General features: G+C 30.4%; 20 protein-coding genes. 6 read left to right on the forward strand and 14 right to left on the reverse strand.

The features are described 5' to 3' along the window. The first annotated feature begins 554 nt into the window (after positions 1-554). Complete coding sequence (locus tag H9661_RS14225; protein ID WP_143318119.1) at positions 555-1,052, forward strand: PTS sugar transporter subunit IIA; 498 nt, start codon at positions 555-557, stop codon at positions 1,050-1,052. Positions 1,053-1,191: 139 nt separating this feature from the next. Here H9661_RS14225 and H9661_RS14230 read toward each other — a convergent pair whose 3' ends face one another. The 3 genes from H9661_RS14230 to H9661_RS14240 all read right to left on the reverse strand — a co-directional run bounded on the left by H9661_RS14230 (position 1,192) and on the right by H9661_RS14240 (position 4,965). Continuing rightward, complete coding sequence (locus tag H9661_RS14230) at positions 1,192-2,892, reverse strand: PTS transporter subunit EIIC (RefSeq protein WP_191769504.1); 1,701 nt, start codon at positions 2,890-2,892, stop codon at positions 1,192-1,194. A 268-nt stretch (positions 2,893-3,160) separates the two neighbouring features. Further along, positions 3,161-4,015 (reverse strand): glucose PTS transporter transcription antiterminator GlcT, encoded by an 855-nt coding sequence (gene glcT / locus H9661_RS14235; protein WP_143318117.1) that lies wholly within the window; start codon positions 4,013-4,015, stop codon positions 3,161-3,163. Further along, complete coding sequence (locus H9661_RS14240; protein ID WP_143318116.1) at positions 4,015-4,965, reverse strand: GNAT family N-acetyltransferase; 951 nt, start codon at positions 4,963-4,965, stop codon at positions 4,015-4,017. Before H9661_RS14240 ends, glcT begins: the two co-directional genes overlap by 1 nt. A 147-nt stretch (positions 4,966-5,112) precedes the next feature. On the opposite strand from H9661_RS14240, the gene H9661_RS14245 reads away from it, so the two are divergent. After that, a complete protein-coding gene (locus H9661_RS14245) occupies positions 5,113-6,285 on the forward strand; it encodes a class I SAM-dependent methyltransferase (protein ID WP_191769506.1) in 1,173 nt (390 codons plus the stop codon). Between the two features lie 219 nt (positions 6,286-6,504). On the opposite strand, the gene H9661_RS14250 is transcribed toward H9661_RS14245, so the two are convergent. Continuing rightward, positions 6,505-7,263 carry a tRNA threonylcarbamoyladenosine dehydratase gene (locus H9661_RS14250; RefSeq protein WP_143318123.1) on the reverse strand — a complete coding sequence of 253 codons (759 nt, stop codon included), beginning with the start codon at positions 7,261-7,263 and terminating at the stop codon, positions 6,505-6,507. 144 nt (positions 7,264-7,407) lie between these two features. Between H9661_RS14250 and H9661_RS14255 the strand changes: the two genes are divergently transcribed. From H9661_RS14255 to H9661_RS14270, 4 genes are all read left to right on the forward strand, one after another. Continuing rightward, complete coding sequence (locus H9661_RS14255) at positions 7,408-8,277, forward strand: CPBP family intramembrane glutamic endopeptidase (RefSeq protein WP_191769508.1); 870 nt, start codon at positions 7,408-7,410, stop codon at positions 8,275-8,277. A 95-nt stretch (positions 8,278-8,372) separates the two neighbouring features. Further along, positions 8,373-9,065, forward strand: a complete 693-nt coding sequence (locus tag H9661_RS14260; protein ID WP_191769511.1) for a 5'-methylthioadenosine/adenosylhomocysteine nucleosidase — start codon at positions 8,373-8,375, stop codon at positions 9,063-9,065. Between the two features lie 83 nt (positions 9,066-9,148). Continuing rightward, positions 9,149-10,252: a metallophosphoesterase gene (locus H9661_RS14265; protein WP_143318112.1), complete on the forward strand. Its 1,104-nt coding sequence runs from the start codon at positions 9,149-9,151 to the stop codon at positions 10,250-10,252. 133 nt (positions 10,253-10,385) lie between these two features. After that, positions 10,386-11,327: a DUF2935 domain-containing protein gene (locus tag H9661_RS14270; protein ID WP_191769513.1), complete on the forward strand. Its 942-nt coding sequence runs from the start codon at positions 10,386-10,388 to the stop codon at positions 11,325-11,327. A gap of 186 nt (positions 11,328-11,513) precedes the next feature. Here H9661_RS14270 and H9661_RS14275 read toward each other — a convergent pair whose 3' ends face one another. The 10 genes from H9661_RS14275 to H9661_RS14320 form a co-directional block, all read right to left on the reverse strand. Continuing rightward, on the reverse strand, positions 11,514-11,951 hold the full coding sequence (locus H9661_RS14275) for an NUDIX hydrolase (RefSeq protein ID WP_143318110.1): 438 nt from the start codon (positions 11,949-11,951) through the stop codon (positions 11,514-11,516). Between the two features lie 63 nt (positions 11,952-12,014). Continuing rightward, positions 12,015-12,689: an HD domain-containing protein gene (locus H9661_RS14280; RefSeq protein WP_143318109.1), complete on the reverse strand. Its 675-nt coding sequence runs from the start codon at positions 12,687-12,689 to the stop codon at positions 12,015-12,017. A 261-nt stretch (positions 12,690-12,950) separates the two neighbouring features. Further along, the gene (locus H9661_RS14285) at positions 12,951-14,195 is read right to left on the reverse strand and encodes a DUF1015 domain-containing protein (RefSeq protein ID WP_191769515.1); all 1,245 of its coding nucleotides are present in this window, start codon (positions 14,193-14,195) and stop codon (positions 12,951-12,953) included. Between the two features lie 22 nt (positions 14,196-14,217). Continuing rightward, positions 14,218-15,126 carry a D-2-hydroxyacid dehydrogenase gene (locus tag H9661_RS14290; RefSeq protein WP_143318107.1) on the reverse strand — a complete coding sequence of 303 codons (909 nt, stop codon included), beginning with the start codon at positions 15,124-15,126 and terminating at the stop codon, positions 14,218-14,220. Positions 15,127-15,210: 84 nt separating this feature from the next. Then, positions 15,211-16,284, reverse strand: a complete 1,074-nt coding sequence (locus H9661_RS14295) for a pyridoxal-phosphate-dependent aminotransferase family protein (protein ID WP_143318106.1) — start codon at positions 16,282-16,284, stop codon at positions 15,211-15,213. 221 nt (positions 16,285-16,505) lie between these two features. Continuing rightward, a complete protein-coding gene (locus H9661_RS14300; protein ID WP_207706263.1) occupies positions 16,506-16,718 on the reverse strand; it encodes a hypothetical protein in 213 nt (70 codons plus the stop codon). A gap of 3 nt (positions 16,719-16,721) precedes the next feature. Then, complete coding sequence (locus H9661_RS14305; RefSeq protein ID WP_143318105.1) at positions 16,722-17,699, reverse strand: ABC transporter ATP-binding protein; 978 nt, start codon at positions 17,697-17,699, stop codon at positions 16,722-16,724. Further along, positions 17,699-18,697, reverse strand: a complete 999-nt coding sequence (locus tag H9661_RS14310) for an ABC transporter ATP-binding protein (RefSeq protein WP_143318104.1) — start codon at positions 18,695-18,697, stop codon at positions 17,699-17,701. The genes H9661_RS14305 and H9661_RS14310 overlap by 1 nt, the downstream gene beginning before the upstream one ends. An 11-nt stretch (positions 18,698-18,708) precedes the next feature. Next, the gene (gene opp4C, locus H9661_RS14315; RefSeq protein ID WP_143318103.1) at positions 18,709-19,608 is read right to left on the reverse strand and encodes an oligopeptide ABC transporter permease; all 900 of its coding nucleotides are present in this window, start codon (positions 19,606-19,608) and stop codon (positions 18,709-18,711) included. 11 nt (positions 19,609-19,619) lie between these two features. Continuing rightward, positions 19,620-20,582 (reverse strand): ABC transporter permease, encoded by a 963-nt coding sequence (locus tag H9661_RS14320; protein WP_143318102.1) that lies wholly within the window; start codon positions 20,580-20,582, stop codon positions 19,620-19,622. Positions 20,583-20,602 lie beyond the last annotated feature (20 nt).

The raw sequence follows: 20,602 nt of genomic DNA on the forward strand, positions 1-20,602 counted from the left end.
CTACTCAAAAAACTTACTCTAAAAGAATTGCTGGTTTTTAACTTATTTATATCTGTTCAATTTTCAAAGACCATTTTCTTTATCGCCCTTAAGCGACTTTCTCATCTTATCACTTTTTTCAACATTTGTCAACATTATTTTTTATGAATCTAATCATGTTTACCAAGTTGCCTTAGCGACATGACTTATCTTATCATCCATATACACATGCAAATTTGACTAAACACTTCAGATTTATAATTTAACTATCTTAATCCCCCACTTTTCTTTTAATTTCTCACTCTCTTACATGCAGATACACTAGGGGGAGTTTTTATGTAGAATACAGGTTTCTAACTACATATCAATTAATACACTTTATTTTTACAATTTAGTTGACACACAATTTTCTGAATAATATAATAATGTTATAGATGTGTAACTGTTAAATCAGGCATGAATTTTGTATAAAAATTTATGCCTTTTTTTATTTTTTGGTGAACTTTCTATAACATTGAAAAGTACAGTAATAATAATGAAAGGATGTGAATAATCCTGTTATTCAGGATAAGCATATGTTTGGATTTTTTAAGAAAAAAAATAATGAAGTAAAAAAAGGACCAGAATTAGTAGCAGCAGTAAGTGGTAAGGTTATTCCTTTATCAGAAGTACCAGACCCTGTTTTTGCACAAAAAATGGCAGGAGATGGAGTTGCTATTGATCCAACAGGTGATCTAGTTGTCGCACCAGCTGATGGTGAGTTAAGTTTAGTTTTTAATACAAAACATGCTTTTGCGTTAACTCTTGATAATGGAATTGAACTTCTAGTTCACATAGGTGTTGATACAGTTTCCTTAAATGGTGAAGGTTTCGAACAACTTGCCGAACAAGGAACTAAAGTTAAAGCAGGAACTCCAATAATCAAAATAGATAGAGAATTCATTAAAAGCAAAGGCTTCTCATTAATGACTCCTGTGTTAATAACTAATCCAGATATTGTAACTTCAATTGAGCCTATAGAAAACATAGATTCAGTTGCAGGAGAAACAACAATAGTTAAATATACTTTATAAAATAATAAAAAAGCTTTCCTATTTTAAATTAGGAAGCTTTTTTCTTTAATCAAAATTATATAAATAATACAGAAAACCAAGGTGAGTTTTAACCTACCTTGGTTTTCTGCATTATTATGATTTATATATTAAGCTTAAATTATTCAATTCCTAATATTGAATTGATTTCGTTCTTATATCTATCTGCCTTAACTCCAAATATAGCTTGCATTCCATTACCTACTTCAACTACTCCTGAAGCACCTAATTTCTTTAATTCATCCTTATTAACTTTAGACTTATCTACAACTTCAATTCTAAGTCTTGTTATACAAGCATCAACACTTACTATATTCTCAGCTCCGCCAAATGCTGCTAGTACTAAAGGTGCTTTTTCAACTATTTCATTTGAACCACCTTTTGAACTACTTACTTCATCAGCCTTATTAAGACCTTTTGCTGCTTGATAATCAGCCTTTGAATAAAGTTTTGTTTCTTCTTCATCTTCTTCTCTACCTGGAGTCTTTAAGTTAAATTTCTTAATCATGAATAGGAATAAGAAATAATAAACTACTGCATATGCTAAACCAACTAATATAATCATATACCAGTTTGTTGGCACTCCAGCTCCTGCTGGAAGTAATCCAAATAATGAGAAGTCAATTAAACCTCCAGAGAAAGTCATACCTACGAATACATTTAGTAAATCCATTAACATGAATGATAAACCAGCTAATATACAGTGAACTCCGTATAATACTGGAGCAACGAATAAGAATGTAAATTCGATTGGTTCAGTAATACCTGTAAGCATTGCTGTAACAGCTGCTGATATTAATAATGATCCTACTACCTTCTTTTTGCTTGGTTTAGCTGTTCTATACATTGCTAAAGCTGCTGCTGGTAGCCCAAACATCATGAATGGGAACTTACCTGCCATAAATCTTGTTGTTCCACTAACTATAGTTGCCATAGTATCAGAAGATGCTCCAACTAGATCTCCCATGCTTGATAATTGAGTAAAGTAAGCAGTGTTAGCACCAGCAACTGTTTGCCATGCACCATTAACTAATACCTTACCTTCAACAAATGAACTAAACCAGAATGGGGTATAGAATACATGATGTAATCCAAATGGAATTAATGCTCTTTCTATAATACCGTAGAAGAATGTTCCAACAGGACCTGCTTCTCTAACTAAATTAGCTACTCCTGCAATACCACCTTGAATTACTGGCCATGCAAAAGCTAATATCCCTCCAACTATTGCCATAGTAATAGATGTTATTATTGGTACGAATCTAGCTCCTGAGAAGAATCCAATAACTTGTGGTAATTGAATTGTGTGGAATCTGTCATGTAATATCGCTGTAATTATACCTGTTATAATACCACCAAAAACTGACATATTTAATGTAAATATTCCGAGACTCTTTGTAACATAAGTCGCATACGCTGCCTTATCTGGATCAGTAATGTTACTTGCAGTTAAAACTCCAAGTTGAGTTACACCTAATCCAAGTAATGTTGAAATAACTTGATTCATTACTACGAAACCGAATACTGCTGCTAGCGCTGCTGTACCTTTATCTTTCTTAGCTAAGCCTACTGCAACACCTACTGCAAACAATACTGGAAGATTTCCAAAAATAATGTTACCGATATCATTCATTACAGTTAATATTGCTGTAACTGCTGATATGTTAACGAAAGCTATAAGTGGTTCATATACTGCTGGTGGATTGTCTAATTTTGCAATTCCAAGTAGTGCTCCACCTATTCCTAGTAATATACCTGCTATTGGTAAAGCTGCTATTGGTAGCATAATTGCTTTACCTATTCTTTGTAAATATTTAAGCATTGATAATTCCTCCAAATCTTTATATAGATTAATAAAAATTTTTAATAAGGTATTCTTTATATTAAGCTGGCCAGCTTATATACTAAAATTGAGTAACAAAAAAAGACTTTAATAATAACTTATTATGCCCTGCATATTTTTAAATATGCAAAAACACATTTCGTTATATAAAGTCTTGCCTGCATTACCAGTTACACCTTAATTATTTGATTATGTTTACATAATACCACATGATTTTCGCTTTGTAAAGGTTTAATCGACATTTTTTTTATTGATTTAAAGAAATTCTAAATCTTTCAATGTGAATTGTTAAGAAAGTCACTTCATCATCCTTAACATGTACCTTTAGCTCTTTGCCTATTATTTCTGCAACTTCTTTTGCTATTTCATAAGATTCTTTATATGTATTTTTTATAATTTCTCCTAACTGGTTATCAACATTCTTATTTTCTAATATTCTTTGTACTGCAAATTTAATATGAGTCAAAAATCTAGCATAATCCAAAGACTTCCTATCTATTTCTATATTTAACCTATCCTCAACATGTTCAACTATGGTGCTGCCTAAATAATTATTTTTAAGCGTATTAGATATACTTCCGTTATTTATAGCCGAATGTATATGTAGTGCTATAAATCCAATTTCATCATCTGGCATATCCACTTTTGCAAAGTTAGCCACTTTATCAGCTACCATCCTTGCAAGGGTAAACTCTTTTGGATACAGTGTTTCTATTTCAACTAAAAAGGGATTTTCAATTATCTCTTTGCTCTTCATTCTCTTAATGGCAAAGGACAAGTGATCAATAAGGCCTATATGAATACTTTCGTTTAATTCCTTATTTATTTGCTTAGAGACTTCATATATTGCTTCTTCACAAACTGCAAAGAAATCTTTATGAACTTTGTCAATTATATTATTAAAATTAGCTCTATTTTCAGTATCTTCTATAGTAAATATCTTATCAACTTCAGTTCCTTTACATATAGTCTGCCCATGTTTCTTCCCAAAACCAATTCCCTTAGCAAAAAGAATCTTTTCCTTATGATCTGAATTTACCAATATAATGTTATTATTAAAAACTTTAGAAACGACTTCATCATGTTTAAGTTTTATACTCATTACGCCATCCCCTTCATACGTTTATTAGTAATATAATAAGTTATATGATCTCTCCATTTTCCATTTATAAAGAGATACTGTTCATTTACTCCTAATTCCTTGAAGCCACATCCTAATAATACATTCTGTGATTTTTTGTTTTCTACTAACGCAGATGCTTCTAATCTATGAAGTTGCAACTCTTCAAAAGCATAATTTATTGCTAAATTAACAGTTTCCTTCATGTATCCCTTCCCTTGTTCATCCTTATCTATAGAATACCCTATTGTTGCGCTTTTAAATATCCCATTAACTATATTTGAAATTTTTAACTTCCCAATAAACCTATCGTCCTTATAAATCCCAAAATCTACAGCCGTCCCATTTAGAAATTGTCTATAACTCTGACTTAATATATTTTTCTGCACTTCTATAGTATAAAAACTATTATCTCTCATAGGTTCAAAAGCCCTTAAATGTTCTTTATTATCTAGATAATACTTTAATAGTGCTTCAGAATCTTCAGGTGTTAGTAGTTTTATCATAATATTATCAGAATATAATTCTACTAAGTTATTTCTAACTCCTACATTATAATCATCTCTTGAAATCCCCATAGATATCTCATTCCGATAGATCCCTTGAGAATATATATTGTCAAAAAATATTCCTTCAAGAATAAACCCTAAATCTAAAAAAGATGATAGTGATATAGTATCTACTGTGTAAACATTAACCTTATTTATATTTATATCTTTAAACGTAGCTTTCAATATCAAACTTAAAGTTTCTTTCAACAATTCATAATCATCATTTCTATAAAATTTTAACTTAATGCTACATTTTTTATTCTCTTCATCTAAATCTACAATTGTAAATCTACCAATATTAATTTTATTTTTATCTCTTATTACATAATCTTTTGCATTATCGGAACTTCTTACAATAGTTACACCTTGTTCTTGCAACATAAAGTCATCTCCCACCACTTACATCTTATAATTATCATTATATATTATTTTTTTATAATTCAGCAATACTATGATTACTATTGATATTTAATTCTATTATGCTTATATTAGTTTATAGCAACTTTTTTATAAAGGATAGGTGATAATTTGAATAAGCAAAATATATCTAAATTGAATTTCTTCTTTTTAGGACTACAGAATAGATTTATTGAAAATAATGATTTATTTAAAAGTATTAGCATTGTATATATTGCTGGTCTAAAGAAATTTAAAGGAATAGGGACATATTATAATAACAATATAACATTCAACTTTAACGGAATAAGTTCATCCCTCACTATGGAAAATTTACTTGCTAATATATGTGAGGAAGCTGAAAAATACGAGTCTTTAACATTAACCTACTCTGAAAGAGGTACTATTATTACAATAACTGCTGATAATAAAAATGTTAAAATGACAACTAAAGAAGAAGAAAGTATCGAAGAAACTGATAATCATGAAAATACATCTACATTATTAAATAGAAATTATTTAATTAAGGTCGGAAAAGCTAATCCTCTTCTTAAAGCAATAGGAATAATGAGTAAAGATGGTAAGATATTAAACGATAAGATTAGAAAATATAATCAGATTGACCATTATGTTGAACTTATTGAAAAAGAATTAGATACTTTACCAAAAGATGAAACAATAACTATCTTAGATTGCGGTTGTGGAAAATCTTATTTAACTTTTGTTTTAAATTATTATTTAACAGAAGTAAAAAAAATCAAATGTAACTTTATAGGTCTTGATATTTCTGAAAATGTAATAAAAGCATCTAGATCTATTGCTAATGAACTTGGATACAGAAACATGGAATTTGCAGCTATAGACATTAAAGACTACAAGCCAAATAGAAAAATAAATATGGTTATGTCATTACATGCTTGTGATACAGCTACTGATATGGCTCTTGCCCTTGGTATAAAAGTAAAATCTGACCTTATCATTGCTGTCCCTTGTTGCCATCGTGAACTATTAAGTCAGTATAATTACGATCCATTCAAATCTATAACTAAATATGGAATCTTAAAAGCAAGAATAGCCGATGCATTAACTGATGGAATGCGTGGTCTTATGCTTGAATCTAAAGGTTATAATGTTTCTATTGTAGAATATATTTCGCCTCTTGAAACGCCAAAAAACCTTATGATAAGAGCACAAAAATTGACTAAAGAACAACCTAATAAATTAGAAGAATATAAAGCTTTATGTAAGTCATTAAATGCTAATCCAGCGTTATTAAGATTTCTAGAGGAACAGTGGAGATCTTAGCAATTTAGAAATTAAAGTTAAAAATTGAGAATGGTGGATTAAAATCTTTCAGAATTTCTAAAGACGTAAGACTTTTTGAAAAAATCTTACGTCTTTTATCCTCAATTCTCAATTAACTAACCATTCTCTACTGGCATTTTATCAGCATATTCTTAAGAATATTACCATATATATGGTGAAGAATATTACCATACTAGAATATACTTTAAATTATTTATCCTAATTTATACCTATTATATCCTTTATTACTTCTCCCCCAATAATCATACCTGCAACAGGTGGTACGAATGAAATACTTCCTGGTATCTGTCTCTTAGCTGCACATTTCTTAGTACCTCCAGTACACACACAACCTGTTTTACATGTAACTACATCTTCAACTCTTGGCTTTGTAGGAATTTCTTCCGAATATACTACCTTTAGTTGTTTTATACCTCTCTTTTTCAGCTCACGCCTCATAACTTTTGCTAACGGACAGATTTTAGTATCATATATATCTGCAACTTTAAATTGAGTTGGATCGAATTTATTTCCTGTTCCCATAGAGCTCATTATTCTGATATTCTTTTCATTACAATACTCTACTAATGCAATTTTAGCTGAAACTGTATCAATGGCATCTACAACATAATCTGTGTCATCTGGTATAAGATCAGGTATATTATCTTTATCTACAAATACTTGATGAGTTGTGACAATGCACTTTCTATTTATTGAAAGAATTCTTTCTTTCATAACTTCTACTTTTACTTTGCTTATAGTATCATATGTAGCATGAATCTGTCTGTTTAAATTAGTCAAACAAACAGTATCATCATCAATCAATATAAGCTCACCAACTCCAGCTCTAGTTAGTGCTTCTACTGTAAAACTACCTACTCCACCAACACCAAATACTACTACTTTACTATTTTTTAATTTATCTAAACCTTCTCTTCCTACTAATAACTCTGTTCTAGATAAGGAATGTTGTAACATACTCATATATTAAGCACCTTCTTTCCTATATATTTTATTTTATATTTTTTCTTAAAACAAGAGTTCTAATCATAAAATTATATACAAATACTCTATGTTTTGTATATAATTAAAATTAAGTTGCAAAATTAGGGAGGTTATTCTTTGAAAAAAATATTAAATTTTATTATAAATCCACTAGTTAATATAGAAAATGAGAGTTTCAATTTTAAAGTAGGTTTTTGGAAAGGTCTTGGTGCACTGTGTATAATGCAATTGCTATCCCTATTCTTTACTATCTATGCCTCAAAGATATTTGGATATGATTTTGCTACTGACAACTATACCCTTATAGCCATCATCGAGCTTCTTTCCATTCCACTTTTCATTTTTATAATGTCCAATACCTTTGGTAAACTTAAGTGGGAAAAGAACACATATAAAAAAGTTAGTAAAAAATCACTTATATTTATGGCCCTATCAATACTTGTCTTAAGGTTGCTATTCGATGCATATTTATATCCTTTAGTATCATTATTACCTGAAAGCGAGATTTTGAGCGAGGCATCAAGTATCTTTGAAAATAACTATTTTTATTTAATAAGTAGCGCATGCTTTTATGCACCTATAGTTGAAGAAGTAGTTTTTAGAGGAATAATTCTCGGAGGATTATTAAAAAAATATTCTCCTAAAATAGCTTTACCTATTTCCGCATTCCTTTTTGCCTTTGCACATTTAAATCTGCAACAAGGTATAAATGCATTTTTACTTGGATTGTTTTTAGGTTATGTATATTATAGAACAAAATCTATATTTCTTACCATTTCAGGACACTTTGCTAATAATGTCCTTGCATTAATAGCCTTTGTTCCATCTAGCCTTACTGGATTGATTATAAATGCTATAATATCTACTTTAATAAGCATACCTATTATTATTTTATTAAAAAAGAAATTTGAACTAACTTATGAAGAACATTTTGAAAGTACTTTAGATCCAAATAAGAAAATATTTATATTTAAAGAAATGGAATAGTATTTCTTAAGTAAATTTGATACACTATACTTATTGGAAACATTATTTTTTAGGCTACATAAAGTTAGCCTAATTTTTTTGGAGGTTTATAAAATATGACTTTAGGAATAATAGCCGCTATGAGCGAAGAGTTAGAAATTTTACTTCAAGATATGTCTCTTGAAGTAAAAAAAGTTAAAGCTAACATGACTTTTAACAAAGGAAAGTTATGGGGTAAAGATGTAGTTGCTGTAGTTTGTGGTATAGGTAAAGTTAACGCAGCAATCTGTACACAAATTCTTGCTTCAGAATATAAGGTTGATAAAGTGATAAACGTTGGTGTTGCTGGAGGAATCGGAAAAGAGATATATCCAGGAGACATAGTTATCGCTGACAACTTAGTGGAACATGATATGGACACTACAGCCTTTGGTGATCCACATGGTCAAATTCCAAGAATGGATACTTTTGATTTTAAATGTGATACAGAATTAGTTGAATTAGCTAGAAAAGCTTGCAAATCAATTAAAGACATAAACACATTTGTCGGAAGAATTGTATCAGGAGATGAATTCGTAGCAAGCATAGAAAAAATTCAATGGCTTGAAAAGGAATTTTCTGCCCTATCATGTGAAATGGAAGGAGCAAGCATTGCCCATGTATGTTATCTAAATAATATACCTTTTGTTATAATAAGATCAATTTCTGATAATGCTAATAATGGAGCGCATATGGATTTTGAAAAATTCACTCCAATCGCTGTTAAAAACTCCACTGCATTACTAAAAGAGATAGTTTTATCTATGTAACTTAGAAAGCGTTAACTCATCATTATGTATGAATTAACGCCTTTGTTATACATACTAAAACATTATAACCTAGGAGGGATATTATGCTTGCATTTATTATAATCTCTATATTATATTTCTTACTAAGTTTCTTAGTTGGCAACAGAATTTATAAATCTATTAATAAGGTAAACAAATTAAATAAGATTGTATATTGGTGCATATTTGCCTTTATTTCTTCTTCTTTTATAATATACGAAACTGCAACCTATAATCTTCCTAGTATATTAAACAAGGTTTTAGCTTTTATAAGTTCCTACTATCTTGCTTTTTTTGCTTATATTTTAATGCTATTTCCTATAGCTTTTATTCTAACAAAATTATTAAAGCCAAAAAACAACAAGTTAGACTTTTACATGATATCATTATTAATAACTACTTTAATAGTAGGAATTGGTACCTTTTTAGCTAATTCACCTTACGTAAAAGAATATACTATAAGTACTGACAAACAACTTAAGGATGGTAAATTAAAAATTGCTTTAGTATCCGACCTTCACTTAGGATATTTCAGAGGAAACAATAGAATAGACCTATTGAAAAGTGAATTAAACAAATTAGGCGCTGATGTAGTGATAATAGCTGGAGATCTTGTAGATGGTAACTTAGATCCTATTATTGAAGATAATATGTTTAGTCATCTTAAAGATATAAAAAGTACTTATGGGACTTACTTTGCTACAGGAAATCATGATTTTTATACAGGAAAAGTTGATGAGTTATGTACTCTCTTAACTGAACAAGGTATTCATATTTTGAGAAACGAATCAACCTTAATAAATGATGAATTCTATATCTTAGGTAGAGATGATGTTACTGCTGATCGTCTAGGTACTAAAAGACCACCTTTAGATAATATGTCTTCAAATATAGATAACAATAAATTTAGTATCCTTATAGATCATAATCCTCAAAATATAAAAGAAGCTGAAGGAGATAATATTGATCTTCAAGTTTCAGGCCATACACATAAAGGTCAGATTATCCCTGGAAATTTAATTACACATGCCATTTTCCCTTTAGATTATGGATATGGTAAATTTGGCAATACAAACCTTGTAGTTTCTTCAGGATATGGTCTATGGGGACCTCCTATTAGAACTGGAAGCAGATCTGAAATAGTTTTAATTACACTTTCTAATAAATAATAATAAAGATATATTAGGTGAAGATTCATCAGATCTTCACCTCTTTTCTATTTAACTCTAATTAGATTCACTTAATTTATTACTCTGAATATATTATATATTGTTAAAATAATAATAATATCGGGAGAACATAATGATTTCAAATCAAGAATTCATTAATCAATCACTAGAAACAAATTTATTCTTTCTAAGAATAATGAAAGAACATTCTATCTTTCTAGAAGCAGCATTCTCAATAAAAGATCAAAACCTAATTGCTCAAGCTGATTATTTTAAAAATCAATTTACTAACCTTCTTACAAATGCAATATCCATATCTAACGGTGTAATACCAGCTAGAGTATTAAACTCTAATGAAATAGTAACTAAATATACAATGGATGCTGAAAGAGCAACACAATCTGTTAGCGGTATTTATATAGACTCAAACATAACTTCTATGGAAAATTCTTTATCTGCTAATACAAATAATAATAGCAATAATAATATTGCAATGTTAACAGACTATGTTTCCAGATTAAATCAGTATTCTATAGAATTGACAAGCATGCTCATTAAATTTAAAACCGATCTTAGAGATAATGTTTTATCCTGCAAGATATTCACCACAGCTTATCCACTATTAATAGATCACATACTTAGGGAGGCAATACTTTTTAGAGAAACATTAACAAAACTACAATCGGGAATTTCTATTAGTGCGGAGAATGATAAAGATATACTTGAACAAGAAACTTTTTGGAACAGGATAATGTCAGAGCATTCTTATTTCATTAGAGGATTACTAGATCCTACAGAAGCAGAATTATTTGATATAGCAAATAACTTTGGACAAGAATTCGAAACCTTACGAGAAGAATCGTCCACAGCTGATAATATTTCATCAACACTATCTGATTTAACAAATACTACCTTAGATGAAACAATTAAATTAAGAGATTTTAAAACTCAAGGAACTGAAGGACTTTTGGGCTGCAAAATTAAATCAATAATTGTCCCTCTTCTTGGAGATCATGTCCTTAGGGAAGCCAATCATTACATTAACCTTCTTCAATTATTTAATAACTTGTCTTGATAATTTATACAAAAAAGGATAGCCTCCCCCAGCTATCCTTTTAGCTAATGTTCCTATAAAATAAAGATTGATAAAATCAACACTATAGAAGTAATGAAATAATAATTATATTGATAAAATCCTGTTTCTGCTAAATGCTTTCCACAACAATTTTCCCTCATATTCTTATTGCAAAAATACATACAATTAAACTTTATTGATAAATTCTAATACTTTCTTATGCAAAAACGGTTGAATTAACGGATAAGTTAATTCGTTTGGTATATCATCAAATAATTTAATTTCATTTATCTCAAAATCAGGCAACTTACCCAACGCTTTCACTCCTGAATAAAATAATGCACCTAAGGACTCAGTATAATCTCCTGCTTGATCACTTTCTACTGAATATATGCATACAGGAGTAAGATTAAACTCCGTTGCTCCTGTTTCTTCAAATAATTCTCTTGAAGCAGTATCATCTATATTTTCATTTGGTTCTCTATGACCTCCAGGTATTTCCCAAGTCTGTCTCTTCTTGTGCTTTACATAAATCCACCGCCCATTAAACTTTGCCATTATCACAGCAAATAATAATTTATCTTCTTTTATTGTATTTAATTTATGAAAATTGATTTTTAGCATATTCCCATTTTATCCCTCTCTAATTTTATACATTATACTTTATAAGAGTAATTTGGATTAATCTCACTTAACACCATCTATTTCTAACCTTAATCTATTAAAATATTCAGCCATAAATTTTAGTCTTTCTTTTCCTATTTCTCTTGCTTTATCCGTATACAATTTATCTGGAATCTTTTTAAATTTCATCTCGTACTCAATAAAAGGAGTATGTTTTGAAACATCTTTCAACCTTCCATTTTCAACTGTATTATCCTTAAGATATTCATTAAAAGACTCATTTGCTATTAACCTTTGTCCAAATTGTCCTGCTAACATAAAAGTACGAGCAATTCCACTTGCTCCTATAACATCAAGTTTATCTGAATCAAAAAGTATTTTAGCTTCTATTGTTTTAGGCTCATTTCCCGTTCTGAACCTATGTGTTATGATACAATGTTTGATTTTCTTTATTTTCTCTTCTTCATAACCTAAATTTCTTAATATATCCGCTGCCAACATACTACCTAAAACTGCGTGATCAATCTTTCCTGTTTTATCTTGGCTCTCTTCTACTCTGGCAATATCATGTAATAACGCTGATGGAATAAGTATTTCTAAATCAACGCTCTTCTCATATTCTGCAAGTAATAAGCAAAGATTATAAACTCTAAATACGTGATCTAAATTATGTGCTGAACACGTTAATCTTTGCTCCACAATTTCTATAATTTTTTTATATTTCTTCTCTACATTCATATATATATCCATCCTATTTAAATAGTACTCCTATGAAGAACATTATCAAACATACGTCCCTTGTCAAATTATTTTATAATTCTCATATAATTAAACTTTTCATAGATCTTTGATAAAAAAAGAGCATAAATCCGAGTTTTTCAAATCTGCTCAAAGACTTTGATTCCTCCCTTTTATGCTCTCTTCTTTTATATCTTTGCTTCTCTCTGCCTCTTTATTAGCTCTTCCTATCTCTTAGTCGAACTTCTTTGAAAGATGCAACTAACTTAATTTATGCACAAACAATCCACTTCTAAGTTTTGGCTCAAACCATGTTGACTTAGGTGGCATTACCTCTCCTATATCCGCAACATCCATTATATCTGAAACTTCTGTTGGATACATAGAAAATGCTATCTTCATATCTTTATGAACTCTTCTTTCAAGTTCTTTAATACCTCTAATTCCTCCAATAAAATCAATTCTATCAGAAGTTCTTACATCTTCTATTCCTAAAATAGGAGTTAACACATTATTTTGTAGTATAGCAACATCAAGACAATCTATAGGATCATTTTCATTATATATGCCATCTCTAGCCTCTAAAACATACCAATTATCCTCTACATACATTCCAAAAGTATGTTTTTTACTTGGCTTAACAGCTTCATTATCTTTAGATTTTGTTACTATAAACTTATCTTGAAGCTTATCTATAAGTTCAGCTTTAGTTAATCCATTTAAATCCTTAACTACTCTGTTATAATCCATTACCATTAAATCATTATCTGGAAATGCTACTGCTAAAAAATAATTAAATTCTTCTTCTCCAGTAAAATTTGGATTAGCTTCTCTTCTTTTAAGCCCAACCTTTACAGCTGAGGCTGACCTATGATGTCCATCAGCTATATAAAATGCCTTAACATCCTTAAACAACTCAATTACTTCATTTACTATAATTTCATTATCTATAACCCAAACAATATGACTTATTCCATCTTCTGAAACAAAATCATATACTGGTCTTCTTTTTGTCCATGCTTTTATAACTTCCGAAGCTACATCATCTTCTTTATAAGTTAAAAATATAGGTCCTGTATTAGCATCACAATAATCAACATGATTTATTCTATCTTGCTCTTTATCAGCTCTAGTAAACTCATGTTTCTTAATATTATTATTAATGTAATCATCTATAGATGCACAAAATACTAATCCTGTTTGAGATCTTCCTTTCATTATTTGTCTATAAATATACAGACATGGATGTTCATCTTGAACGTATTCTTTATTAATAACTTTATTATCTAAATTTTCTCTTGCCTTTGCATAAACCTTCTTATCATGTATATCTATCGATGGATCTAAATCTATCTCAGCTCTATCTACATGCAAAAATGAATAAGGATTATCCTTTACCATTACTCTTGCTTCATCGCTATTCATTACATCATAAGGAAGTGCAGCTATCTTTGACGCTAATTCTTCAATTGGTCTTATTGCCTTAAAAGCTCTAACTATAGCCATCTCGATTTCCCCCTAGTATTTATTAGATGTTAAAGAATGTTCTAATTGTAGAAACTACTTCCTCACCTATTCTATTTTGAGCTTCTTTAGTTGATGCCCCTATATGTGGAGTAACACTTACTCTTGGGTGTTTTACTAAAGCTTCATTTAATGTTGGTTCTTGTTCAAATACATCTACTCCAGCACCTGCAACTTTACCACTTTCAAGAGCTTCTAATAAAGCTTTTTCATTTACAACTTTACCTCTAGCACAGTTTATCAAATAAACTCCATCTTTCATTAAATCAAATTCTTTCTTTCCTATCAATGATCCCTTAGTTTTATCATATGGAACATGTAATGATATAAAATCAGAAGCTTTAAATAATTCTTCCATTGAAAGAAAATCATATACTAATGAATCTTGTTTACCAAACAAATCAGTATAAACTACCTTCATCCCTAAAGCAGTAGCTTTAGCTCCTAAAGATCTACCGATTCTACCCATTCCAACTATTCCTAAGGTTTTTCCGCTAAGTTCTATTCCCTCATACTTTTTCTTATTCCATTCTCCATCTCTCATAGTTACATTTGCAATATTTACAAATCTTGCAACTGCAAACATGTGAGCAAGTGCTAATTCAGCAACTGAACCAGAACTAGCATTTGGTGTATTTTTAACTGTAACACCTTTTTCATCAGCTGCTACTACATCTATATTATCTATTCCGACACCTGCTCTTACCACTAATTTTAATTTTCCGCCTTCTTCTTTATCTAAAACCTCTTTAGTAACTTTTGTTGCTGATCTAACAACTAACGCATCAAATTCTTTTAACGCTTCCCCAAGCTTGTCTTGATCTATATGCTCATTAACAACTTCTATTCCTGCTGCTTTTAAATTTTCTATGGCAGTTGCTTCTAACCCATCGTTTGTTAATACTCTAATCATATTAAATTAATCCCCCTTATAATCTTTACTTATTGTTTATATAGTTATTAGAGTTTAGAGATTTTTATCTCTAAACTCCATCTATTAAAATTCTAATATTTCATCAATGTTTTTTAATAAGTCTTTAATATCTTTAACTTGACAGTCTGCCATATGAGCTATTCTAAAAGTCTTATCCTTTAAACTTCCATATCCATTAGATATTTGGAATCCTCTTTCCCCAAGCGCTTTATTTAATGCTGACACATCAATATTTCTTGTATTCTTAATATTAGTTACTGTATTTGATAAGTGATTTTCATCAGAATATAGCTCAAAATGTTCTCTTGCCCAATTTCTAACAACTTCAGCCATTTCTTTATGTCTCGAAAACCTGTTTTCTAATCCTTCTTCATTCAATATATAATCTAGTTCATAATCTAAAGCAAACATATGCGAAAGTGAAGGAGTTGACGGATATTGATAATCTTTCTTTTGAATATACTTGTAAAGTTGTAGTAAATCCAAATAATATCCTCTATTTGGTACTTGCTCTGCTCTCTTAAGAGCTTTTTCAGAGAAAGTACAGACTGCTAATCCTGGAGGTAACCCAAGACACTTTTGAGATGATGTGATACATATATCTATACCACACTTATCTACTTCCACCTTACTACCAGCTGCTGAACTCACCATATCCACAATGTAAACAACATCTGGATACTTTTTAATTACTTCCCCAATTTCTTCAACAGGATTCATAACACCAGTTGAAGTTTCATTATGAGTTACTGCAACTAAATCATATTCGCCAGTTGCTAATGCCTTTTCGACATCACTTGGATCAACTGCTTTCCCCATTTCATATTCAAAGATATCTGCTGATACATTATTGAACTTGGCCATTTCATACCATCTCTTACCGAAGGCCCCAACTGAAAATACTGCCGCTTTCTTTAGTGTTCCACATCTTATTGCTCCTTCCATAAGACCACTACCTGAAGTGGTTGAAAGAAGGATCTCACTCTTAGTGAAAAATACTTTTCTCAAATTATCACTAATTCTTCTTTGAAGTGCTGAAGCATCCTTACTCCTATGTCCTATCATAGGTGTTGCCATCTTTTCTAAAACTTCAGGACGGACTTCAACTGGACCTGGAATAAATAATCTCTTATGCATATAGCATATCCCCCCAATTTTTATTATATTATCAAGGTTAATAGTATATTTTAACCTTTTTGTTAATTTTACTACTAATTACATTTCAATTCAATACTTTACCACTCCAAATTATCCTACAATATATTATTATTTCCCCTTAATTTTTTTTTCATCATAAAAGAAAAGGAACTGATTTATATAAGAATTAAATCTTATTTAAATCAGTTCTTTTTTCATTTCTAATACATCCATACTTTTGTCAAAAAAAGTATAACCAAGAAATATAAAAAAGCTACAATTGCTGCTATAGGAAGAATTAATTGAAATAAAGCTATTATAAGAGCTAAAATATCTTTTTTCCCTAAATTCTCACTCTTTAGTTGTTGTAATTCCTCTTTTCGTTTTTCTTTGTCTTCTATCTTTTCAAATCTCCTAATACTAAATGGATTCATCTTCTATCCCTCATTTGCTTTATGACAAGCTACAAAATGATTTTTTATTACTTCTCTATACTCTGGCACTTCATTTTCACATATATCACTTGCATAAGGACACCTAGTATGAAACTTGCATCCATTAGGAGGATTTGCTGGAGACGGAATATCTCCTTTTAATATTATTCTATCTCTTTTTGCTGTTGGATCTGGAATAGGAATTGCAGACAATAATGCTTTAGTATATGGATGCAGAGGATTTTCAAATAATTCTTCTTTATCTGTAAGCTCCATCATAGAACCAAGATACATAACACCTACTCTAGTACATATATGCTCAACTACAGAAAGGTCATGAGATATAAACATATATGTAAATCCCTTTTCCTTTTGAAGTTTTACTAACAAATTAATTATTTGAGCTTGTATAGAAACATCTAATGCCGAAACTGGCTCATCAGCTACAATAAATTCAGGATCTAATGCTAGAGCTCTAGCAATTCCTATTCTTTGTCTTTGTCCCCCTGAAAATTCATGTGGAAATCTATCTATATAATATTCTGGCAACCCACACTGACTCATTGTATCAAGAACTTTTTTTCTTAATCCATCTTTTGATACTAATTTATGATCAATTAAAGCTTCTCCTATTATTTGACCAACTGTCATTCTTGGATTTAATGACGAATATGGATCTTGGAATACTAACTGCATCTTAGGACGAAGACTTCTAAGTTCTGTCTTTTTCATAGCACTTATTTCTTGTCCTTTAAAATATACTTTGCCTGCCGTAGGTTTAAGTAATTGTAATATAGTTCTCCCAGTAGTAGATTTACCACACCCAGATTCCCCCACAATACCTAAGGTTTCCCCTTTCTTTATTTCAAAAGAAACATCATCAACAGCTCTTACATCTCCAACTCTATGTTTAAAAAAGCCCCCCATAATAGGAAAGTATTGCTTTAAGTTTTCTACTTTTAATACTAATTCCTCTGTCATTATTTCTTCTCCTCCTTTGATGCAGTCTCTTCATCATATAACCAACATGCAACCTTATGATTTTCACCAATAAGCTTCAAACTAGGTATAGAGGTTTTGCATATATCCATCACCTTATCACATCTATCACAGAAATAGCAACACTCCTTCATTCCTACTGGATTTGGAACTTGCCCTGGTATTGAATAAAGTTCTGTTTGTCTTTCTGATAATTTGGGTTTTGATTTTAGCAATCCAATAGTATATGGATGAGAAGTTTCTTTAAATATCTCCATAACAGGGGCCTCTTCTACAACTTTTCCAGCATACATAACCACAACATAATCTGCCATTTCAGCAACAACTCCAAGATCATGTGTAATCAAAAGTATGGAAGTTTTGAATTTATCTTTAATGCCTCTCATAAGGTCTAAAATTTGAGCTTGAATCGTAACATCCAATGCCGTTGTCGGCTCGTCTGCTATTAATACTTTCGGATTACAAGAAAGCCCCATAGCTATCATTACTCTTTGTCTCATTCCTCCTGATAACTCATGCGGATATGAATCTACTATTTCATTTGCTCTAGGTATTCCTACTTCTTCTAATAACTCTATAGATCTCTTTCTTGCAGCCTTTTTATCCATTCCTTCATGAATCATTAAACTCTCTGAAATTTGAAGTCCAATTGTAAATACAGGATTCAAAGAGCTCATAGGCTCTTGAAATATCATAGCAATATCCTTACCTCTTATTTTTCTCATTTCTTCATCTGACAATTTTAACAAGTCTTTGCCATCATATAATATTTCTCCACCTTCAATACTACCATTGTCCTTTGAAATTAATCCCATAATACTCATGGCAGTTATTGATTTTCCACAACCTGATTCCCCAACTATACAAACTGTTTCACCTTTTCTTACACTAAATGAAACATCATTAACTGCTTTGACTATTCCAGCTTCTATCTTGAAAAAGGTCTTTAAACTCTTTATTTCTAATAAATTATTACTCATACCTCTTCCCCCTATCTCTTCATCTTTGGATCTAATGCATCTCTAAGTCCATCACCTAATAGATTTACTCCCATAGTAATTATTAGTATGCATATACCTGGTGGTACCCAAAGCCAAGGTCTATTTTTAAAATCCGGAAGATTATTTGCAATAGTAATCATATTTCCCCATGAAGGAACAGGTTCAGCAACTCCCATTCCAAGATAACTTAAAGCTGATTCTGTTAAAATAGCTGATGCTATTCCAAGAGTTGCATTTACTATTATTACTGGAATAACGTTCGGAATTAAATGTCTTATTATTTTTCTTCTATCTCTAAGACCTAAAGCTTCTGTTGCCTGCATAAATTCTTGTTCTCTTAAAGATAAAATCTCACCTCTAACAAGTCTTGCAATAGTTGGCCAAGATAATATTCCTATTATGAAAATTAAAAATACAATCCTTAGAGAAGCACTTACCTTAAGGTCTGATAATACACTACCCAAAACTAATATTATAGGTAAGAAAGGAAGAGCTAAAAAAATATCTGTTATAGACATTAAAATAGAATCCACTTTTCCTTTATAATATCCTGCTATAGCACCTACTAAAGTACCTACTATAGTTTCTATTAATACAGCTACAACTCCAACCAATATTGATATTCTTCCTCCGAACATTAATCTAGTTAGCATATCCCTACCTAAATAGTCAGTTCCTAATACATGTCCACCTCCTGGTGGCATTTTTAGATCATCTGTATGAGTATTATAGCCATACTTCATAAAAAATGGTCCAACAAAACTAAATAAAACAATAATTATTATAAGTATTAAGCCAAGCATGGCTAATTTATTCTTTTTCAATCTATTCAACACCATTTTTGAAGGTGATATTATTTCTTGCTCTTTTTCATTAACTAAACTTTCCATTAGCCTTCCTCCTATTTCAATCTAATTCGTGGATCAACCACTGCATATAAAACATCAGAAAGCAAATTCCCAATTAAGGTCAATATGCCCATAAACATGTTGAATCCCATAACAAGTGTATAATCTCTATTAACAATAGCATCATAGCCAACTTTACCAATTCCAGGCCAAACAAAAATAGTTTCTGTTATTATAGCTCCTGCAAAAAGTGATGGTATAGTTAATCCTATATATGTAATTATCGGTATTAGCCCATTTCTTAATGCATGTTTATATATAACCACTTTTTCTTTTAACCCCTTAGCTCTAGCTGTGCGAATATAATCCTGTCTAATAACTTCAAGCATGGAAGTTCTAACATACCTAATATAGTTTCCTATATTTAATATAGTTAGTGTAGCAACTGGCAAAAACATATGTTTTAAAAGATCCATAAACTTAGCCATTCCTGTATAATTAGTCCCTGCAGTACTCATTCCTGCTACAGGAAGAATTCCAAGCTTTAATGAAAAAATATTTATAGAAACTAATGCTATGAAAAATGATGGAAGTGATATTCCTATAAACGTTAGTATGGTAAACGTTTTATCAAACTTTGAATACTGCTTGACTGCTGATATAATTCCTATAGGTATTGATATAATTAAACACAATATAAATGATACAAAAGCTAAGTAAAATGAATTCCATACATAATCTCCCAAAACCTTACTAACAGGCTCTTTATATTTTAATGAATCCCCAAAGTCCATTAGAATAGCTTTTTTAGCCCAATTAATATATCTAACTGGTACTGGTTTATCGAATCCATAAATCTCCTTCAGTTCTTGAACTTTTTCCGCACTCATATTAGGATTAGCCTTTGTATCAACAAAGTCCCCTGGTGTTAAGTTTACTATAACAAAAAATATAATAGATAAAATAAACATTATTGGTATCATTTTTAATACCCTTTTTATAATATACTGTATCATTTAACCTTCTCCATTCCACA

Source organism: Clostridium cibarium, assembly GCF_014836335.1.
GTDB classification, from domain to species: Bacteria; Bacillota; Clostridia; order Clostridiales; family Clostridiaceae; genus Clostridium; species Clostridium cibarium.

Bases quoted from the DNA above. Each gene is read 5' to 3' on its own strand.
- H9661_RS14310 (WP_143318104.1), bottom strand. From the start codon at position 18,697: ATGAGTAATAATTTATTAGAAATAAAGAGTTTAAAGACCTTTTTCAAG.
- H9661_RS14295 (WP_143318106.1), bottom strand. From the start codon at position 16,284: ATGCATAAGAGATTATTTATTCCAGGTCCAGTTGAAGTCCGTCCTGAA.
- H9661_RS14260 (WP_191769511.1), top strand. From the start codon at position 8,373: ATGACTTTAGGAATAATAGCCGCTATGAGCGAAGAGTTAGAAATTTTA.
- glcT (WP_143318117.1), bottom strand. From the start codon at position 4,015: ATGAGTATAAAACTTAAACATGATGAAGTCGTTTCTAAAGTTTTTAAT.
- opp4C (WP_143318103.1), bottom strand. From the start codon at position 19,608: ATGGAAAGTTTAGTTAATGAAAAAGAGCAAGAAATAATATCACCTTCA.
- H9661_RS14285 (WP_191769515.1), bottom strand. From the start codon at position 14,195: ATGGCTATAGTTAGAGCTTTTAAGGCAATAAGACCAATTGAAGAATTA.
- H9661_RS14290 (WP_143318107.1), bottom strand. From the start codon at position 15,126: ATGATTAGAGTATTAACAAACGATGGGTTAGAAGCAACTGCCATAGAA.
- H9661_RS14225 (WP_143318119.1), top strand. From the start codon at position 555: ATGTTTGGATTTTTTAAGAAAAAAAATAATGAAGTAAAAAAAGGACCA.
- H9661_RS14305 (WP_143318105.1), bottom strand. From the start codon at position 17,699: ATGACAGAGGAATTAGTATTAAAAGTAGAAAACTTAAAGCAATACTTT.
- H9661_RS14250 (WP_143318123.1), bottom strand. From the start codon at position 7,263: ATGTTACAACATTCCTTATCTAGAACAGAGTTATTAGTAGGAAGAGAA.
- H9661_RS14270 (WP_191769513.1), top strand. From the start codon at position 10,386: ATGATTTCAAATCAAGAATTCATTAATCAATCACTAGAAACAAATTTA.
- H9661_RS14240 (WP_143318116.1), bottom strand. From the start codon at position 4,965: ATGTTGCAAGAACAAGGTGTAACTATTGTAAGAAGTTCCGATAATGCA.
- H9661_RS14300 (WP_207706263.1), bottom strand. From the start codon at position 16,718: ATGAATCCATTTAGTATTAGGAGATTTGAAAAGATAGAAGACAAAGAA.
- H9661_RS14230 (WP_191769504.1), bottom strand. From the start codon at position 2,892: ATGCTTAAATATTTACAAAGAATAGGTAAAGCAATTATGCTACCAATA.
- H9661_RS14320 (WP_143318102.1), bottom strand. From the start codon at position 20,582: ATGATACAGTATATTATAAAAAGGGTATTAAAAATGATACCAATAATG.
- H9661_RS14280 (WP_143318109.1), bottom strand. From the start codon at position 12,689: ATGAATGTAGAGAAGAAATATAAAAAAATTATAGAAATTGTGGAGCAA.
- H9661_RS14275 (WP_143318110.1), bottom strand. From the start codon at position 11,951: ATGCTAAAAATCAATTTTCATAAATTAAATACAATAAAAGAAGATAAA.
- H9661_RS14265 (WP_143318112.1), top strand. From the start codon at position 9,149: ATGCTTGCATTTATTATAATCTCTATATTATATTTCTTACTAAGTTTC.